Annotated in this window: 15 protein-coding genes and 2 rRNA genes (1 of these 17 only partly in view); 15 read left to right on the forward strand and 2 right to left on the reverse strand. The window is 63.0% G+C overall.

Annotated elements, in window-relative coordinates; translation table 11 throughout:
- The 5 genes from AAHK21_RS17810 to AAHK21_RS17830 form a co-directional block, all read left to right on the forward strand.
- A 23S ribosomal RNA gene (locus AAHK21_RS17810) occupies window positions 1-2,125 on the forward strand (it extends 769 nt beyond the left edge of the window).
- 137 nt (window positions 2,126-2,262) lie between these two features.
- A 5S ribosomal RNA gene (rrf, locus tag AAHK21_RS17815) occupies window positions 2,263-2,378 on the forward strand.
- Between the two features lie 206 nt (window positions 2,379-2,584).
- The gene (locus AAHK21_RS17820) at window positions 2,585-3,244 is read left to right on the forward strand and encodes a paraquat-inducible protein A (protein ID WP_046854155.1); all 660 of its coding nucleotides are present in this window, start codon (window positions 2,585-2,587) and stop codon (window positions 3,242-3,244) included.
- Complete coding sequence (locus tag AAHK21_RS17825) at window positions 3,231-3,854, forward strand: paraquat-inducible protein A (protein ID WP_217867264.1); 624 nt, start codon at window positions 3,231-3,233, stop codon at window positions 3,852-3,854. The genes AAHK21_RS17820 and AAHK21_RS17825 overlap by 14 nt, the downstream gene beginning before the upstream one ends.
- Window positions 3,847-6,147 carry an MlaD family protein gene (locus AAHK21_RS17830; RefSeq protein WP_367857920.1) on the forward strand — a complete coding sequence of 767 codons (2,301 nt, stop codon included), beginning with the start codon at window positions 3,847-3,849 and terminating at the stop codon, window positions 6,145-6,147. Before AAHK21_RS17825 ends, AAHK21_RS17830 begins: the two co-directional genes overlap by 8 nt.
- A 161-nt stretch (window positions 6,148-6,308) precedes the next feature.
- Here AAHK21_RS17830 and rpsT read toward each other — a convergent pair whose 3' ends face one another.
- Window positions 6,309-6,587 (reverse strand): 30S ribosomal protein S20, encoded by a 279-nt coding sequence (gene rpsT / locus AAHK21_RS17835; protein WP_023533220.1) that lies wholly within the window; start codon window positions 6,585-6,587, stop codon window positions 6,309-6,311.
- Between the two features lie 249 nt (window positions 6,588-6,836).
- Here rpsT and murJ point away from each other — a divergent pair, with 249 nt between their 5' ends.
- The 6 genes from murJ (at window position 6,837) to ispH (ending at window position 14,172) form a co-directional block, all read left to right on the forward strand.
- Entirely contained in the window at window positions 6,837-8,375 is a 1,539-nt protein-coding gene (gene murJ, locus AAHK21_RS17840; RefSeq protein WP_367857921.1) for a murein biosynthesis integral membrane protein MurJ, read from the forward strand.
- Between the two features lie 118 nt (window positions 8,376-8,493).
- Window positions 8,494-9,444: a bifunctional riboflavin kinase/FAD synthetase gene (gene ribF / locus AAHK21_RS17845; RefSeq protein WP_367857922.1), complete on the forward strand. Its 951-nt coding sequence runs from the start codon at window positions 8,494-8,496 to the stop codon at window positions 9,442-9,444.
- Window positions 9,441-12,272: an isoleucine--tRNA ligase gene (gene ileS / locus AAHK21_RS17850; RefSeq protein ID WP_367857923.1), complete on the forward strand. Its 2,832-nt coding sequence runs from the start codon at window positions 9,441-9,443 to the stop codon at window positions 12,270-12,272. The genes ribF and ileS overlap by 4 nt, the downstream gene beginning before the upstream one ends.
- Window positions 12,265-12,780 (forward strand): signal peptidase II, encoded by a 516-nt coding sequence (gene lspA / locus AAHK21_RS17855; protein WP_367857924.1) that lies wholly within the window; start codon window positions 12,265-12,267, stop codon window positions 12,778-12,780. The genes ileS and lspA overlap by 8 nt, the downstream gene beginning before the upstream one ends.
- Window positions 12,773-13,210 (forward strand): peptidylprolyl isomerase, encoded by a 438-nt coding sequence (locus AAHK21_RS17860; protein WP_023629753.1) that lies wholly within the window; start codon window positions 12,773-12,775, stop codon window positions 13,208-13,210. The genes lspA and AAHK21_RS17860 overlap by 8 nt, the downstream gene beginning before the upstream one ends.
- A gap of 14 nt (window positions 13,211-13,224) precedes the next feature.
- Window positions 13,225-14,172 carry a 4-hydroxy-3-methylbut-2-enyl diphosphate reductase gene (gene ispH / locus AAHK21_RS17865; RefSeq protein ID WP_038706818.1) on the forward strand — a complete coding sequence of 316 codons (948 nt, stop codon included), beginning with the start codon at window positions 13,225-13,227 and terminating at the stop codon, window positions 14,170-14,172.
- A 1-nt stretch (window position 14,173) separates the two neighbouring features.
- On the opposite strand, the gene AAHK21_RS17870 is transcribed toward ispH, so the two are convergent.
- A complete protein-coding gene (locus tag AAHK21_RS17870; protein WP_367857925.1) occupies window positions 14,174-14,653 on the reverse strand; it encodes a GspH/FimT family pseudopilin in 480 nt (159 codons plus the stop codon).
- A 108-nt stretch (window positions 14,654-14,761) separates the two neighbouring features.
- On the opposite strand from AAHK21_RS17870, the gene pilV reads away from it, so the two are divergent.
- Genes pilV through AAHK21_RS17890 form a run of 4 tightly spaced genes read left to right on the forward strand, consistent with a single transcriptional unit; the run spans window position 14,762 to window position 16,620 of the window.
- Window positions 14,762-15,121 carry a type IV pilus modification protein PilV gene (gene pilV / locus AAHK21_RS17875; RefSeq protein WP_367857926.1) on the forward strand — a complete coding sequence of 120 codons (360 nt, stop codon included), beginning with the start codon at window positions 14,762-14,764 and terminating at the stop codon, window positions 15,119-15,121.
- A complete protein-coding gene (locus tag AAHK21_RS17880) occupies window positions 15,118-15,753 on the forward strand; it encodes a PilW family protein (protein WP_110604842.1) in 636 nt (211 codons plus the stop codon). The genes pilV and AAHK21_RS17880 overlap by 4 nt, the downstream gene beginning before the upstream one ends.
- Complete coding sequence (locus AAHK21_RS17885; protein WP_046854163.1) at window positions 15,750-16,220, forward strand: hypothetical protein; 471 nt, start codon at window positions 15,750-15,752, stop codon at window positions 16,218-16,220. The genes AAHK21_RS17880 and AAHK21_RS17885 overlap by 4 nt, the downstream gene beginning before the upstream one ends.
- 1 nt (window position 16,221) lies before the next feature.
- Window positions 16,222-16,620: a type IV pilin protein gene (locus AAHK21_RS17890; RefSeq protein ID WP_046854164.1), complete on the forward strand. Its 399-nt coding sequence runs from the start codon at window positions 16,222-16,224 to the stop codon at window positions 16,618-16,620.
- The last annotated feature ends 5 nt before the right edge of the window (window positions 16,621-16,625 follow it).

The following is a 16,625-nucleotide window of genomic DNA, read 5'->3' on the forward strand; positions in this document are numbered from 1 at the left end:
GTGAAAGGCTAATCAAGCTCGGAGATAGCTGGTTCTCCTCGAAAGCTATTTAGGTAGCGCCTCATGTATCACTGTAGGGGGTAGAGCACTGTTTCGGCTAGGGGGTCATCCCGACTTACCAAACCGATGCAAACTCCGAATACCTACAAGTGCCGAGCATGGGAGACACACGGCGGGTGCTAACGTCCGTCGTGAAAAGGGAAACAACCCAGACCGTCAGCTAAGGTCCCAAAGTCATGGTTAAGTGGGAAACGATGTGGGAAGGCTTAGACAGCTAGGAGGTTGGCTTAGAAGCAGCCACCCTTTAAAGAAAGCGTAATAGCTCACTAGTCGAGTCGGCCTGCGCGGAAGATGTAACGGGGCTCAAACCATGCACCGAAGCTACGGGTATCATCTTATGATGATGCGGTAGAGGAGCGTTCTGTAAGCCTGTGAAGGTGAGTTGAGAAGCTTGCTGGAGGTATCAGAAGTGCGAATGCTGACATGAGTAACGACAATGCGAGTGAAAAACTCGCACGCCGAAAGACCAAGGTTTCCTGCGCAACGTTAATCGACGCAGGGTTAGTCGGTCCCTAAGGCGAGGCTGAAAAGCGTAGTCGATGGAAAACAGGTTAATATTCCTGTACTTCCAGTTATTGCGATGGAGGGACGGAGAAGGCTAGGCCAGCTTGGCGTTGGTTGTCCAAGTTTAAGGTGGTAGGCTGAGATCTTAGGCAAATCCGGGATCTTAAGGCCGAGAGCTGATGACGAGTGCTCACTAGAGCGCGAAGTGGTTGATGCCATGCTTCCAAGAAAAGCTCCTAAGCTTCAGATAACTGGGAACCGTACCCCAAACCGACACAGGTGGTTAGGTAGAGAATACCAAGGCGCTTGAGAGAACTCGGGTGAAGGAACTAGGCAAAATGGCACCGTAACTTCGGGAGAAGGTGCGCCGGTGAGGGTGAAGCACTTGCTGCGTAAGCCCACGCCGGTCGAAGATACCAGGCCGCTGCGACTGTTTATTAAAAACACAGCACTCTGCAAACACGAAAGTGGACGTATAGGGTGTGACGCCTGCCCGGTGCCGGAAGGTTAATTGATGGGGTTAGCGCAAGCGAAGCTCTTGATCGAAGCCCCGGTAAACGGCGGCCGTAACTATAACGGTCCTAAGGTAGCGAAATTCCTTGTCGGGTAAGTTCCGACCTGCACGAATGGCGTAACGATGGCGGCGCTGTCTCCACCCGAGACTCAGTGAAATTGAAATCGCTGTGAAGATGCAGTGTATCCGCGGCTAGACGGAAAGACCCCGTGAACCTTTACTATAGCTTTGCACTGGACTTTGAGCTTGCTTGTGTAGGATAGGTGGGAGGCTTTGAAGTGGGGACGCCAGTTCTCATGGAGCCATCCTTGAAATACCACCCTGGCAACCTTGAGGTTCTAACTCAGGTCCGTTATCCGGATCGAGGACAGTGTATGGTGGGTAGTTTGACTGGGGCGGTCTCCTCCCAAAGAGTAACGGAGGAGTACGAAGGTGCGCTCAGACCGGTCGGAAATCGGTCGTAGAGTATAAAGGCAAAAGCGCGCTTGACTGCGAGACACACACGTCGAGCAGGTACGAAAGTAGGTCTTAGTGATCCGGTGGTTCTGTATGGAAGGGCCATCGCTCAACGGATAAAAGGTACTCCGGGGATAACAGGCTGATACCGCCCAAGAGTTCATATCGACGGCGGTGTTTGGCACCTCGATGTCGGCTCATCACATCCTGGGGCTGAAGCCGGTCCCAAGGGTATGGCTGTTCGCCATTTAAAGTGGTACGCGAGCTGGGTTTAGAACGTCGTGAGACAGTTCGGTCCCTATCTGCCGTGGACGTTTGAGATTTGAGAGGGGCTGCTCCTAGTACGAGAGGACCGGAGTGGACGAACCTCTGGTGTTCCGGTTGTCACGCCAGTGGCATTGCCGGGTAGCTATGTTCGGAAGAGATAACCGCTGAAAGCATCTAAGCGGGAAACTTGCCTCAAGATGAGATCTCACTGGAGCCTTGAGCTCCCTGAAGGGCCGTCGAAGACTACGACGTTGATAGGTTGGGTGTGTAAGCGCTGTGAGGCGTTGAGCTAACCAATACTAATTGCCCGTGAGGCTTGACCATATAACACCCAAGCAATTTGCGCCGAGGCCAAATTGTGGTGGTGAAGACGAAACGAACCGAAAGTTCGCGACGAACCACAAATATCGCATATCCGAATTGGCTGGCATGTCTGCAAGGACGTACTGGCAACCGAATTTCTTGACGACCATAGAGCATTGGAACCACCTGATCCCATCCCGAACTCAGCAGTGAAACGATGCATCGCCGATGGTAGTGTGGGGTTTCCCCATGTGAGAGTAGGTCATCGTCAAGATTCATTTCGCAAAACCCCTATCTGCGCGAGCAGGTAGGGGTTTTGTCTTTGTGCCTGGAAAAAGCTGTAGGGCTGGCTTGCCGGCGATGTGCCGTGCTCACGGAAAATGTGACTCGAACACCGATACAGTTCCTCATACTGGCCATCTCCCACAATTCGAGTCGGAACACTAGAATAGAGCCGACGCATCCATTCAGAACCCCTTTATGCCTAACCCTGTCGAACCCGAAGCGCTCGCGCAGCTGCCGCTGGATGAACTGGTGGCCTGCCACGAGTGCGACCTGCTGATGCGCAAAGTCTCGCTACAGACTGACGAAAAGGCGCAATGCCCACGTTGTGGCTACGAGCTGTATGCCCACCGCCACAACCTGGTCAACCGCAGCCTCGCCCTGGTGCTGACGGCCCTGCTGCTGTACGTGCCGGCCAACTTCCTGCCGATCATGCAGTTGCACCTGCTCGGCCAGACTTCCGACGACACGGTCTGGAGCGGTGTGCTCGGCCTGTACAATTCAGGGATGCGCGGCATCGCCGTGGTCGTGTTCCTGTGCAGCATGGCCATTCCCCTGCTCAAGCTGCTGTGCCAGCTGGCGGTGTTGCTGAGCATCCGTCTCGACTTCGGCCGCAGCTATGGCCTGCTGATCTATCGTATCTACCACCACCTGCGTGAGTGGGGGATGCTCGAGGTCTACTTCATGGGCGTGCTGGTGGCCATCGTCAAGCTGGTCGACCTGGCCGAGCTGAGCATCGGCCTGGGCCTGTTCTGCTTCATCAGCCTGCTGCTGGTACAGGTCTGGCTCGAGGTGGTCATGTCGCCGCACCAGATCTGGGTGGCCTTGTCGGGGGAGGACGTCCATGCGGGCGATTGATGCAGGCATCCTGGTCTGCAATGAATGTCATGAGCTGAACCGCCATGAGCCTGGCAGCACCTCGCAGACCTGCACCCGCTGCGGGGCGGTGGTGCACGCTCGGCGGCCCAACAGCATCGTGCGCACCTGGGCGCTGCTGATCACGTCGATGATCCTCTATATCCCGGCCAACGTGCTGCCGATCATGACCGTCAGCGCCTTGGGGCAGGGCAGCCCGGACACCATCATGTCTGGCGTCATCACCCTGATGAAGCACGGCATGTTGCCGATCGCTGCTGTGGTGTTCATCGCCAGCATCCTGGTGCCCACCTTCAAGCTGGTGGGTATCGCCCTGCTGCTCTATTCGGTGCAACGCCACCAGCCGCTGTCGGCGCGGCAGCGCATCCTGATGTACCGCTTCATCGAGTTCATCGGCCGCTGGTCGATGCTGGACATCTTCGTCATCGCCATCCTCGTGGCCGTGGTGAATTTCGGCCGCATCGCCAGTGTCGAAGCCAACCTGGGCGCCGTCGCCTTCGCCTCCGTGGTGATCCTGACGATGCTCGCTGCTTTAACTTTCGATCCCCGACTGATCTGGGACAACACGGAGTCGGATGACGACCATGAGTGACTTGCCTACGGCTAAAACCCGCCCAGCTTCGAACTGGTCGGCCATCTGGATCCTGCCGCTGATTGCCTTGGCGATCGGGGGCTGGCTGGCCTGGCAAGCCTACAAGGATGCCGGCATCGAGGTACAGGTGCGCTTCGAGAGTGGTGAAGGCATCGTCGCCAACAAGACCGAGGTCATCTACAAAGGCATGTCGGTGGGCAAGGTGGTTGCCCTGGTGCTGGATGACAAAGGGGACAACCGTGGCGTCGTCGCCACCATCGAGATGCGCAAGGAAGCAGGCCCGCACCTGACCAAGGGCACGCGCTTCTGGCTGGTCAAGCCGAGCGTCAGTCTGGCAGGTATCTCGGGCCTGGAGACGCTGGTTTCGGGTAACTACATCGCCGTCGACCCCGGGGAGGGTGAGCCGACCAAGCGCTTTACCGCGCTCAAGGAAGCGCCACCACTGTCCGATGCCGAGCCCGGCTTGCACCTGACACTCAAGGCCGAGCGACTGGGCTCGCTCAACCGCGACAGCCCGATCTTCTACAAGCAGATCCAGGTCGGTCGGGTGAAGAGCTATCGCCTGTCCGAGGATCAGGGCACGGTGGAGATCAAGGTGTTCATCGCGCCGGCCTATGCCAGCCTGGTGCGCAAGCACACGCGTTTCTGGAACGCCAGCGGCGTCAGCATCGATGCCGACCTGTCCGGGGTGAAGGTGCGCACTGAATCGCTGTCGAGCATCGTGGCCGGGGGCATCGCCTTTGCAACGCCGGAGAACCGCAAGGACAGCCCGCCCACCGATCCAAGCCTGCCGTTCCGCTTGTACGAGGACTTCGACGCGGCCCAGGCCGGCATTCGCGTCAAGGTCAAGCTCAGTGACTTCGAAGGCTTGCAGAAGGGCCGTACGCCGGTGCTGTACAAGGGCATCCAGGTGGGCACGCTCAAGGACCTCAAGGTCGAAGGTGACCTTACCAGCGCAACGGCCGAGCTGACCCTGGACCCACTGGCCGAGGACTACCTGGTCGAAGGCACGCAGTTCTGGGTGGTCAAGCCATCGATCTCGCTTGCCGGGATCACCGGCCTCGAGGCATTGGTGAAGGGTAACTACATTGCGGTGCGCCCGGGCGAGCCGGGCGCCAAGCCCCTGCGCGAGTTCGAGGCGCGCCCGAAGGCGCCGCCACTGGACCTGAAGGCGCCCGGCCTGCACATGGTGCTGTTCGCCGACACCCTGGGCTCGCTGGAAGTGGGCAGCCCGGTGATGTACCGCCAGGTGCGCGTGGGCAGCGTGCAGAGCTACCAGTTCGCCCGCAACAGCAAGCGCATCCTGATCGGTGTGCACATCGAGAAGGAATACGCCAACCTGGTCAACGGTTCCACGCGCTTCTGGAATGCCAGTGGCATCACCCTGACCGGTGGCCTGTCGGGTATCCAGGTCAAGAGTGAGTCGCTGCAGACGCTCATGGCCGGTGGTATCGCCTTCGACACGCCGAAGCCGGATGTACCGCTCAAGCGTCGCATCCCGCGTTTCCGCCTGCATGAAAGCCAGGACGCGGCCAACCGGGCCGGTACCCTGATCACCATTCGCGTGGACCGCGCCGATGGCCTGAAGCCGGGCACGCCGATCCGTTTCCGCGGGCTGGACGTAGGCAGCATCGAGAGCGTCGACCTGACCGGCGACCTGCAGGCGGTCCTGCTCCGTGCGCGGATTACCCAGGCGGCCGAGCGTATCGCCCGCACCGGTACGCAGTTCTGGGTGGTCAAGCCTGCCTTGGGGCTGGTGCGTACCCAGAACCTCGACACGCTGATCGGCGGCCAATACCTGGAGGTGCTGCCAGCGCTCAAGGACAAGGGGCCGCAGCGAGACTTCATCGCCCTGAGCGATGCCCCCGAGGTGAAAGGCGAGGAGGTCGGCCTGCCGCTGACCTTGAGCGCGGCGCGCCGTGGCTCGATCAAGCCGGGCGTGCCGGTCACCTACCGTGAGATCGCAGTGGGCAAGGTCACCGGCTTCGAGCTGGGCCAGACCGCCGACCGGGTACTTATCCACATTCTTATCGAGCCTCGCTATGCCGGGCTGGTGCGTGGCGGCAGCCGCTTCTGGAACAGCAGCGGGTTCGGTTTCGACTGGGGCTTGTTCAAGGGCGCCACGGTGCGTACCGAGTCGGTTGAGACCTTGATCGAGGGTGGGATTGCCTTCGCCACGCCCGATGGCGAGCAGATGGGCAACCCGGCACGCCCGCAGCAGACCTTTGCGCTGTTCGACAAGCCGGAGGATGAGTGGATGCAGTGGGCACCGAAGATCCAGATCGGCAAGTGACATAGTGATCGTGGGGGCGGCGCACCGCCGCTCCCACGTTACTTGTGCTGGACCCAATGAGGGTGGATGCCCGCAATACCAAGCCAGGAACTGCTGTCAGGCTCGAATCACAGGCATAAAAAAACCGACCCTAGGGTCGGTTTTTTCGACAAGAACGTCGCTTAGGCAGCTGCAGCTTCTTTCAGTGCCTTGATGTGGCCATTCAGACGGCCTTTGTGGCGAGCAGCTTTGTTCTTGTGGATGATACCCTTGTCGGCCATACGGTCGATTACAGGTACAGCCAGAACGTAAGCGGCTTGCGCTTTTTCGGCGTCTTTTGCGTCGATGGCCTTGACTACATTCTTGATGTAGGTACGGACCATGGAACGCAGGCTGGCGTTGTGGCTGCGACGCTTCTCAGCCTGTTTTGCACGTTTCTTGGCGGAAGGTGAGTTGGCCACCGTCGAGCTCCTCGAAAGACTTTAGGTAAATAGCAAACAAAATAGGCCGCGAATCATGCCGATGAGTCGATCGGATGTCAAGGCCACCTGCAAGGTTCCGCCGAGTGGTGAGCCAACAGGAGGGAAATATTCCTTTCTGTCGCACGACCTGTAAACTCGGGAATTTTTGGCTCCCCTGCGAAGGCGCGGGAGTATCGCACATTCGGACGCTGTCTGCAGCGTCCTCTGCCCCTGGCGTGAAACTTTTCGATGAACCTGCTCAAATCCCTGGCCGCGGTCAGCTCCATCACCATGATTTCCCGGGTGCTCGGCTTCGTGCGCGATACCATCCTGGCGCGGGTGTTCGGCGCCGGCATCGCCACCGACGCCTTTTTCATCGCCTTCAAGCTGCCCAACCTGCTGCGGCGGATCTTCGCCGAAGGCGCCTTCTCCCAGGCCTTCGTGCCGATCCTCGCCGAGTACAAGACCCAGCAGGGCGAGGAGGCCACCCGCACCTTCGTCGCCTATGTCAGTGGCCTGCTGACCCTGATCCTGGCGCTGGTCACCGCCATCGGCATCCTCGCCGCGCCCTGGGTGGTCTGGGCCACGGCACCGGGCTTCGTCGACAGCGCGGAGAAGTATGAGCTGACCACTTCGCTGTTGCGGGTGACCTTTCCTTATATATTGCTGATCTCGCTGTCGTCGCTGGTCGGCGCGATCCTCAATACCTGGAATCGCTTCAGCGTGCCGGCGTTCACCCCCACGCTGCTCAACGTGGCGATGATTGCCTTCGCCGTGCTGCTCACGCCCTACTTCGACCCGCCGATCATGGCCCTGGCCTGGGGCGTGCTGGCCGGTGGCCTGGCGCAACTGCTGTACCAGCTGCCGGCGCTGAAGAAGATCGGCATGCTCGTGCTGCCGCGCCTGAACCTGCGCGATACCGGCGTGTGGCGGGTGCTCAAGCAGATGCTGCCGGCGATCCTCGGGGTATCAGTGAGCCAGATCTCGCTGATCATCAACACCATCTTCGCCTCCTTCCTGGTAGCCGGCTCGGTATCGTGGATGTACTACGCCGACCGCCTCATGGAGCTGCCTTCCGGCGTGCTCGGCGTGGCCCTGGGCACCATCCTGCTGCCGACCCTGGCCAAGACCTACGCCAACCAGGACCGTGAGGAGTATTCGCGGATCCTCGACTGGGGCCTGCGCCTGTGCTTCCTGCTGGTGCTGCCCTGCACCCTGGCCTTGGGCATCCTCGCCGAACCGCTGACCGTGGCGCTGTTCCAGTACGGTAAGTTCAGCGCCTTCGACGCGGCGATGACCCAGCGCGCGCTGGTCGCGTATTCGGTGGGGTTGATGGCGATCATCCTGGTCAAGGTGCTGGCACCTGGCTTCTATGCGCAGCAGAATATCCGCACACCGGTGAAGATCGCGGTGTTCACCCTGATATGCACGCAATTGCTCAACCTGGCCCTGGTCGGCCCGCTGGCCCATGCCGGGCTGGCCCTGGCGATCAGCCTGGGCGCCTGCCTGAACGCCGGCCTGCTGTACTGGAAGCTGCGCAGCCAGCAACTGTTCCAGCCGCAACCGGGCTGGACGATGTTCCTGCTCAAGCTGGTGCTGGCGGTGGCGTTGATGTCAGGTGTGCTGTTGCTGGGCATGCACTACATGCCGGCCTGGGAGCAGGGCAATATGCTCGAGCGCTTCGTGCGCCTGGGTGCCCTGATCATCGCCGGCGTGGTGACCTATTTCGGTTGCCTGTACCTGTGTGGTTTCCGCCCACGGCACTTCGCCCGCAAGGCGTTGCACTGAGGCGCGAAAAGAGTCAGGCGTCGGTTTTTCGCATTCCACACTCCAGGGTGGCGCTGCTGCCTGTCACCAGCGCCCGGGTGTGGTTATAATCGGCCACTTTATGAGCAAGAAGCGCGTTATGCAGCTGGTTCGAGGTCTTCACAACCTGCGCCCCGAGCACCGGGGCTGTGTCGCCACCATTGGCAACTTCGACGGGGTCCACCGCGGCCACCAGGCGATCCTCGCACGCCTGCGCGAACGTGGCCAGGAACTCGGCCTGCCCACCTGCGTGGTGATCTTCGAGCCACAGCCTCGCGAATATTTCGCCCCGGACACCGCGCCGGCCCGCCTGGCGCGCCTGCGTGACAAGGTCGAGCTGCTGGCCGGCGAGGGCATCGACCGGGTGCTGTGCCTGTCGTTCAACCAGCGCCTGAGCCAACTCAGCGCCGAGCAGTTCGTCAAGGCGGTGCTGGTCGATGGCCTGGGCGTGCGCCACCTCGAAGTGGGCGACGACTTCCGCTTCGGCTGCGACCGCGCCGGTGATTTCGCCTTCCTCACCGAAGCCGGCAAGCGCCATGGCTTCAGTGTCGAGGCGGCCAACACCGTCATCCAGGATGGCCTGCGGGTCAGCAGCACCGAAGTGCGCAAGGCCCTGGCCGAGGGCAACTTCGAGCTGGCCGAACACCTGCTGGGCCGCCCGTACCGCATTACCGGCCGCGTGCTGCATGGCCAGAAGCTGGCCCGCCAGCTCGGCACACCTACCGCCAACATCCAGCTCAAGCGCCGTCGCGTGCCGCTGTCCGGGGTCTACCTGGCCAGCATCGAGATCGACGGCCAGCAGTGGCCGGGTGTCGGCAATATCGGAGTACGCCCCACCGTCGCCGGTGACGGGCGTCCTCACCTGGAGATTCATCTCCTGGACTACGCCGGTGACCTCTATGGCCGGCGCCTGACGGTGGAATTCCACCACAAGCTGCGTGAAGAGCAGCGTTTCGCCTCCCTGGAGGCGCTGAAGTCGGCGATCGACGCGGACATCGCCGCCGCACGTGCCCACTGGCACGCTCAACCGCTAACGAAGAGCCTGAAATGACCGACTACAAAGCCACGCTTAACCTTCCGGACACCGCCTTCCCCATGAAGGCCGGCCTGCCTCAGCGCGAACCGCAGATCCTGCAGCGCTGGGACAGCATTGGCCTGTACCAGAAGCTGCGCGAAATTGGCAAGGATCGTCCGAAGTTCGTCCTGCACGACGGCCCGCCCTATGCCAACGGCAAGATCCATATCGGTCATGCGCTGAACAAGATTCTCAAGGACATGATTGTCCGTTCGAAGACCCTGTCGGGCTTCGACGCCCCGTACGTACCGGGCTGGGACTGCCACGGCCTGCCGATCGAGCACAAGGTCGAGGTCACCCACGGCAAGCACCTGACCGCCGACCGCACCCGCGAGCTGTGCCGCGAGTACGCCGCCGAGCAGATCGAGGGGCAGAAGACCGAGTTCATCCGCCTGGGCGTGCTGGGTGACTGGGACAACCCGTACAAGACCATGAACTTCGCCAACGAGGCCGGCGAGATCCGCGCCCTTGCCGAGATGGTCAAGCAAGGCTTCGTGTTCAAGGGCCTGAAGCCGGTTAACTGGTGCTTCGATTGCGGTTCGGCCCTGGCCGAAGCCGAAGTCGAGTACGCCGACAAGAAATCCCAGACCATCGACGTCGCCTTCCCGGTCGCCGACGAGGCCAAGCTGGCCGCTGCCTTCGGCCTGGCCGCGCTGGCCAAGCCCGCCGCCATCGTGATCTGGACCACCACCCCGTGGACCATCCCGGCCAACCAGGCGCTGAACATCCACCCGGACTTCACCTACGCCCTGGTCGATACCGGCGAGCGCCTGCTGGTGCTCGCCGAGGAGCTGGTCGAGGCGTGCCTGAAGCGCTATGCGCTGGAAGGTTCGGTCATCGCCACCGCCCCGGGTTCGGCCCTCGAGCTGATCAACTTCCGTCACCCGTTCTACGATCGCCTGTCGCCGATCTACCTGGCCGAATACGTCGAGCTGGGCGCCGGTACCGGTGTGGTTCACTCCTCGCCCGCCTATGGTGAAGACGACTTCGTCACCTGCAAGCGCTACGGCATGGTCAACGACGACATCCTCACCCCGGTGCAGAGCAACGGCGTGTACGTCGAGTCGCTGCCGTTCTTCGGCGGCCAGTTCATCTGGAAGGCCAACCCGGCCATCGTCGACAAGCTCAGCGAAGTCGGCGCGCTGATGCACACCGAGACCATCAGCCACAGCTACATGCACTGCTGGCGCCACAAGACCCCGCTGATCTACCGCGCCACCGCGCAGTGGTTCGTCGGCATGGACAAGCAGCCCACCAGCGGCGACAACCTGCGCGAGCGCTCGCTCAAGGCCATCGAAGAGACCAAGTTCGTTCCGGCCTGGGGCCAGGCGCGCCTGCACTCGATGATCGCCAACCGCCCGGACTGGTGCATCTCGCGTCAGCGCAACTGGGGCGTGCCGATCCCGTTCTTCCTGGACAAGCAGACCGGTGAGCTGCACCCGCGTACCGTCGAGCTGATGGAGGAAGTGGCCAAGCGCGTCGAACAGCAAGGTATCGAGGCCTGGTTCAAGCTGGATGCCGCCGAGCTGCTCGGTGACGAGGCCGGCCAGTACGACAAGATCACCGACACCCTCGATGTCTGGTTCGACTCCGGTACCACCCACTGGCACGTGCTGCGCGGCTCCCACGACATCGGTCACGCCACCGGCCCGCGCGCCGACCTGTACCTGGAAGGCTCCGACCAGCACCGCGGCTGGTTCCACTCTTCCTTGCTGACCGGCTGCGCCATCGACAACCACGCGCCGTACCGCGAGCTGCTGACCCACGGCTTCACCGTGGACGAGAACGGCCGCAAGATGTCCAAGTCGCTGGGCAACACCATCGAGCCGGAAAAGGTCAACAACACCCTGGGTGCCGACATCCTGCGCCTGTGGGTGTCCGCCACCGACTACTCCGGTGAGATGGCCGTTTCCGAGCAGATCCTGCAGCGCAGCGCCGACGCCTACCGCCGCATCCGCAACACCGCGCGCTTCCTGCTCTCCAACCTGTCCGGCTTCGACCCGGCCCGCGACCTGCTGCCGGCCGAGGACATGCTGGCCCTGGACCGTTGGGCGGTCGACCGCACCCTGCTGCTGCAGCGCGAGCTGGAAGAGCACTACGGCGAGTACCGGTTCTGGAACGTCTACTCGAAGATCCACAACTTCTGCGTGCAGGAGCTCGGTGGCTTCTACCTCGACATCATCAAGGACCGCCAGTACACCACCGGCGCCAACAGTGTCGCCCGCCGCTCCTGCCAGACCGCGCTGTACCACATCAGCGAGGCGCTGGTGCGCTGGATCGCGCCGATCCTGGCGTTCACCGCCGACGAGATCTGGCAGTACCTGCCGGGCGAGCGCAACGAGTCGGTGATGCTCAACACCTGGTACCAGGGCCTGACGGAACTGCCGGCCGACGCCGAGCTGGACCGCGCCTACTGGGACCGCGTGATGGCAGTCAAGGCCGCGGTCAACAAGGAGCTGGAGAACCAGCGTACCGCCAAGGTCATCGGCGGCAACCTGCAGGCCGAGGTCACCCTGTTCGCCGAAGAGGGCCTGACCGCCGACCTGAACAAGCTCGGCGACGAGCTGCGCTTCGTGCTGATCACCTCGGCTGCGAGCGTGGTGCCGTTCGTCCAGGCGCCGGCCGATGCCGTGACAACCGAAGTCGAAGGCCTCAAGCTGAAAGTGGTCAAGTCCGGCCATGCCAAGTGCGGTCGTTGCTGGCACTTCCGCGCCGATGTGGGCAGCCACCCGGAGCATCCGGAAATCTGCGCCCGTTGCGTCGACAACCTGAGCGGTTCCGGTGAGGTGCGCCACTATGCCTAACGCTTCCGCGGGGCGCTTCGGGCGCCTTGCCTGGCTCTGGCTGAGCCTGGTGGTACTGGTCCTCGACCAGGCCACCAAGGTCTACTTCGAGGGCGCGCTGAGCCTGTACCAGCAGATCGTGGTCATCCCCGACTACTTCAGCTGGACCTTGGCCTACAACACCGGCGCGGCGTTCAGCTTCCTGGCCGACAGCTCCGGCTGGCAGCGCTGGCTGTTCGCGCTGATCGCCGTGGTGGTCAGCGCCGTGCTGGTGGTCTGGCTCAAGCGCCTGGGGCGCAACGAGACCTGGCTGGCCGTGGCCCTGGCGCTGGTGCTGGGCGGTGCATTGGGCAACCTGTACGACCGCGTGGTGCTTGGCCATGTGGTCGACTTCATCCTGGTGCACTGGCAGAACCGCCACTACTTCCCGGCCTTCAACCTGGCCGACAGCGCCATTAGCGTGGGCGCGGTGATGCTGGCGCTGGATATGTTCAAGAGCAAGAAGTCCGAGGAAGCCGTCCATGACTGAGACCCGTATCGGCCAGAACACCGAAGTCACCCTGCACTTCGCGCTGCACCTGGAAAACGGCGACACCGTCGACAGCACCTTCGACAAGGCCCCGGCCACGTTCAAGGTCGGCGACGGCAACCTGCTGCCGGGTTTCGAGAACGCCCTGTTCGGCTTCAAGGCCGGTGACCAGCGCAAGCTGAGCATCGCCCCGGAGAACGCCTTCGGCCAGCACAACCCGCAGAACGTGCAGGTGATGCCGCGCTCGCAGTTCGAAGGCATGGAGCTGTCCGAAGGGCTGCTGGTGATCTTCAACGATGCCGCCAACACCGAGCTGCCGGGTGTGGTCAAAGCGTTCGACGACAACCAGGTGACCATCGATTTCAACCATCCACTGGCTGGCAAGACCCTGAACTTCGAGGTGCAGATCCTCGACGTGAAGGCCGTGTGAGCCTGGAGCCGAGCATGCAAATCAAACTCGCCAACCCGCGCGGCTTCTGCGCCGGGGTCGACCGGGCGATCGAGATCGTCAACCGCGCCCTGGAAGTCTTCGGCCCGCCGATCTACGTGCGCCACGAAGTGGTGCACAACAAGTTCGTGGTCGAAGACCTGCGCAACCGTGGCGCGGTGTTCGTCGAAGAGCTGGACCAGGTGCCGGACGACGTCATCGTCATTTTCAGCGCCCATGGTGTCTCCCAGGCCGTGCGCCAGGAAGCCGCCGGCCGTGGCCTGAAAGTGTTCGACGCCACCTGCCCGCTGGTGACCAAGGTGCATATCGAGGTGGCCAAGTACAGCCGTGATGGCCGTGAGACCATTCTCATCGGCCACGAAGGGCACCCGGAAGTCGAAGGCACCATGGGCCAGTACGACGCCAGCAACGGCGGCGCCATCTACCTTGTCGAAGACGAGGACGATGTTGCCCAGTTGCAGGTGAACGACCCTGACCACCTGGCCTTCGTCACCCAGACCACCCTGTCGATGGACGACACCAGCCGGGTGATCGACGCCCTGCGCGCGCGCTTCCCGAACATCGGCGGCCCGCGCAAGGACGACATCTGCTACGCCACGCAAAACCGCCAGGACGCCGTCAAGCAACTGGCCGACGAGTGTGACGTGGTACTGGTGGTCGGCAGCCCCAACAGCTCCAACTCCAACCGCCTGCGCGAGTTGGCCGAGCGCATGAGCACCCCGGCCTACCTGATCGACGGTGCCGAGGACCTGCAACGCAGCTGGTTCGACGGTGCCGAGCGCATCGGTATCACCGCCGGTGCCTCGGCGCCCGAGGTGCTGGTGCGTGGCGTGATCGAGCAGCTCAAGGCCTGGGGCGCCACCGGCGCCGAAGAGCTCGACGGCCGCGAAGAGAACATCACCTTCTCGATGCCCAAGGAACTGCGGGTTCGCTCGCTGATCTGACTCAGTCACCTGCACAGCGGCGGCCCTCGTCGCTGCGCAGGCTGACCCGGCCACTGGGGCTCAGCACCACCTGATGCTGGCTGCCAGGCCCGCTGCGCTGGCAGATCTCCAGCGTGATGCCGACAAAGCCTTCCCCTATTGGTGCGCCCCGCCTGCTGAAGCGCACCTCCCGCGCAGAACTGGCCACTACCTTTACGGGCTTGGCCAGGCGATGTTCGCGCAATACCTGGCCGTCGTGCTCCTGCGACACACGCCAACCCTTGCCCCAGTCACCTTCCAATGGATGAACCTTCAGCGCCAGCTGTTGCAGCGCGGCCTGGTTGCGCGCAGCGCGCAGTGCCTGCGCCAGTTCTCGGGCTGCGGCGGCCAGTTGCAGGGTTTCGCCGAGCCTGGCGTAGGCCGTTATCCCCAGGTGTGTCAGCAGGCTGCCAATTGTCAGTGCGCACATCATTTGTAGCAGTGTTACGCCTTGTTGCCTCACCGTGCATTCCTCCCTGGAAGTGCTTCGCTGTAGCTTCCGGCCTGGCCGCGCGAGGCGCCAGTCAGCCGGTTCGGGCAGACGGCGAGGAAAGATCCCAGGAGGGTGACGATGTGGGCGAAGGAAGGCGGGATGACGCTGCTGGAGGTGCTGCTGGCGATGACGGTGCTGGCGCTTGGCGTGTTCGCCGCAGCGGCCTTGCAGGTGCGTGGCATGCAGGCCGCCGAGAGCGTCCGGCGTGACGGTCAGGCGTTGCAGCTGGCCCAGGGCATGCTCGAGCGGGTGAGGGCCAGCGGCACGCTCGAGGCGGGGGAGGAAAGTGCCTGGCGTTCGCGGGTCACCCAGGTGCTCGGCACCTCGGCGCAAGGGCGAATCAGGCGCCACGCCGGCATGCTGGAGCTGCAGGTGAGCTGGCCGGCCCAGACTGAGGGGCGCCCGCCCTTGCAGTTGCAGGGCAGGGTGCTGCCATGAAACGCGGGCAAGCAGGCGCCGGGCTGGTCGAGGTGTTGCTGGCCGTGGCCCTGGGGGCGTTGTTGCTGGTGACGGCGAGCCAGTTGTTCGGCCAGGCCTATCAGGCCTGGCGGCTGCAAGGCGCGGCAGCGAGGCTGCAGGATGATGCGCGCCTGGTCCTGCAGCGCCTGGCCGAGGACATCCGCATGGCAGGCATGTTCGGCTGCCTGCGCCTGGAAGCGGCAGACTTCACCGATCCGCAGGCTGCGCTCGCCTTCGCCAGGCCGATCGAGGCCAACGCTGACAGCCTCACGCTGGTAGGCGCCGAGCTGCCGGGATTGCTCGGCGCGCCGGACTGGACCGTGCTCACCGACTGTCGCAGTTGGGCGCAGGTCCTGCGTGGCCAGCATGTGCCTGGCGATGCCCTGCTGGCCTTGCCGGTGCGCCGGGTTACCTACCGCGTGCGCAATGGCAGCCTGATGTTCACCAGCAACGCCCAGCATGCCAGCCTGGTCGACAATGTCCGGGCCCTGCGGGTGCGTCATGGCGACGGTCGCGTCGATATCGAGTTGCTCATGCAGGACCGCGAGCATCGGCTGGAGCAACGCCATGCCCTGAGCGTGGCCGTGCGCAATCCTGGGGATGACGCATGAGCCGCCAGCGTGGCGTGGTGCTGTTGCTGGCCCTGAGCCTCAGCCTGCTGCTTGGCCTGCTGACCGCGCTGGGCATGCGCGAAGCCTTGCTGCAGGCGCGGCAGGTCGGTGAACAATGGCGCAGGGCGCAGGCTTTCGAACAGGCCGAAGCCAGCTTGGTGGAAGGGGGCGCGTTGCTGCAAGGCGGCTTGCCTGCGCTGTGCCTCGATTGCCTGCCGCCTGAGCTGCCGACGGCCTCGCCTGCCGCGCCGTGGCGAACCACCGACAGTGGCTATGTCCTGCTCCAGCACCTGGGGCAGACACGCCGTGCCGTCGGCCTGCCGCCGGACGAGCGGGTCGACCTCGTGCGGATCACGGCGCTGAGCCGCCAGGTGCGGGGCCGGCAGTTCCTGGAAGCAGTCTATGCCGTGGACGGGCAGGGCAATATCGGGCGCATCAGCTGGCGTCAGCGCCTGGAGGAGGGCTGACATGCAGCGGGGTCTTGGTCTGATCGAATTATTGATTGTCGTGGCGCTGATCGGCATGCTGGCAGCCATTGCCTACCCCAGTTACAGCGACCAGCTCCGCCGTGCCGCGCGCAGCGAGGTGGTCGGGCTGCTGCAGGACGCGGCGTTGCGCCTGGAACAGCATCGCGCGTATGTCGGCGGCTATGCCGACAGCGAGCAGCTCGTCACGGTATTGCCGGCTGGCAGCCGCTACTACCGCCTGCAGGCACAGCGCGACGAAGACGCTTTCACACTGCTTGCCCGCCGTGTGACGGAGACGTTCATGGCCGACGACCGCTGTGGCGACTTCCGCCTCGATCACGCTGGCGTGCGTGACAATCCGGGCGGCAGCGCAGACGAGCAGACGTGCTGGGGAAGCTGAAGATC

The organism is Pseudomonas sp. TE50-2 (genome assembly GCF_040813665.1).
Classification (GTDB): Bacteria; Pseudomonadota; Gammaproteobacteria; order Pseudomonadales; family Pseudomonadaceae; genus Aquipseudomonas; species Aquipseudomonas soli.

Excerpts from the sequence above, each read along its gene's own strand:
- AAHK21_RS17820 (WP_046854155.1), top strand. The coding sequence starts at position 2,585 with ATGCCTAACCCTGTCGAACCCGAAGCGCTCGCGCAGCTGCCGCTGGAT.
- AAHK21_RS17825 (WP_217867264.1), top strand. The coding sequence starts at position 3,231 with ATGCGGGCGATTGATGCAGGCATCCTGGTCTGCAATGAATGTCATGAG.
- AAHK21_RS17830 (WP_367857920.1), top strand. The coding sequence starts at position 3,847 with ATGAGTGACTTGCCTACGGCTAAAACCCGCCCAGCTTCGAACTGGTCG.
- murJ (WP_367857921.1), top strand. The coding sequence starts at position 6,837 with ATGAACCTGCTCAAATCCCTGGCCGCGGTCAGCTCCATCACCATGATT.
- ribF (WP_367857922.1), top strand. The coding sequence starts at position 8,494 with ATGCAGCTGGTTCGAGGTCTTCACAACCTGCGCCCCGAGCACCGGGGC.
- ileS (WP_367857923.1), top strand. The coding sequence starts at position 9,441 with ATGACCGACTACAAAGCCACGCTTAACCTTCCGGACACCGCCTTCCCC.
- lspA (WP_367857924.1), top strand. The coding sequence starts at position 12,265 with ATGCCTAACGCTTCCGCGGGGCGCTTCGGGCGCCTTGCCTGGCTCTGG.
- AAHK21_RS17860 (WP_023629753.1), top strand. The coding sequence starts at position 12,773 with ATGACTGAGACCCGTATCGGCCAGAACACCGAAGTCACCCTGCACTTC.
- ispH (WP_038706818.1), top strand. The coding sequence starts at position 13,225 with ATGCAAATCAAACTCGCCAACCCGCGCGGCTTCTGCGCCGGGGTCGAC.
- pilV (WP_367857926.1), top strand. The coding sequence starts at position 14,762 with ATGTGGGCGAAGGAAGGCGGGATGACGCTGCTGGAGGTGCTGCTGGCG.
- AAHK21_RS17880 (WP_110604842.1), top strand. The coding sequence starts at position 15,118 with ATGAAACGCGGGCAAGCAGGCGCCGGGCTGGTCGAGGTGTTGCTGGCC.
- AAHK21_RS17885 (WP_046854163.1), top strand. The coding sequence starts at position 15,750 with ATGAGCCGCCAGCGTGGCGTGGTGCTGTTGCTGGCCCTGAGCCTCAGC.
- AAHK21_RS17890 (WP_046854164.1), top strand. The coding sequence starts at position 16,222 with ATGCAGCGGGGTCTTGGTCTGATCGAATTATTGATTGTCGTGGCGCTG.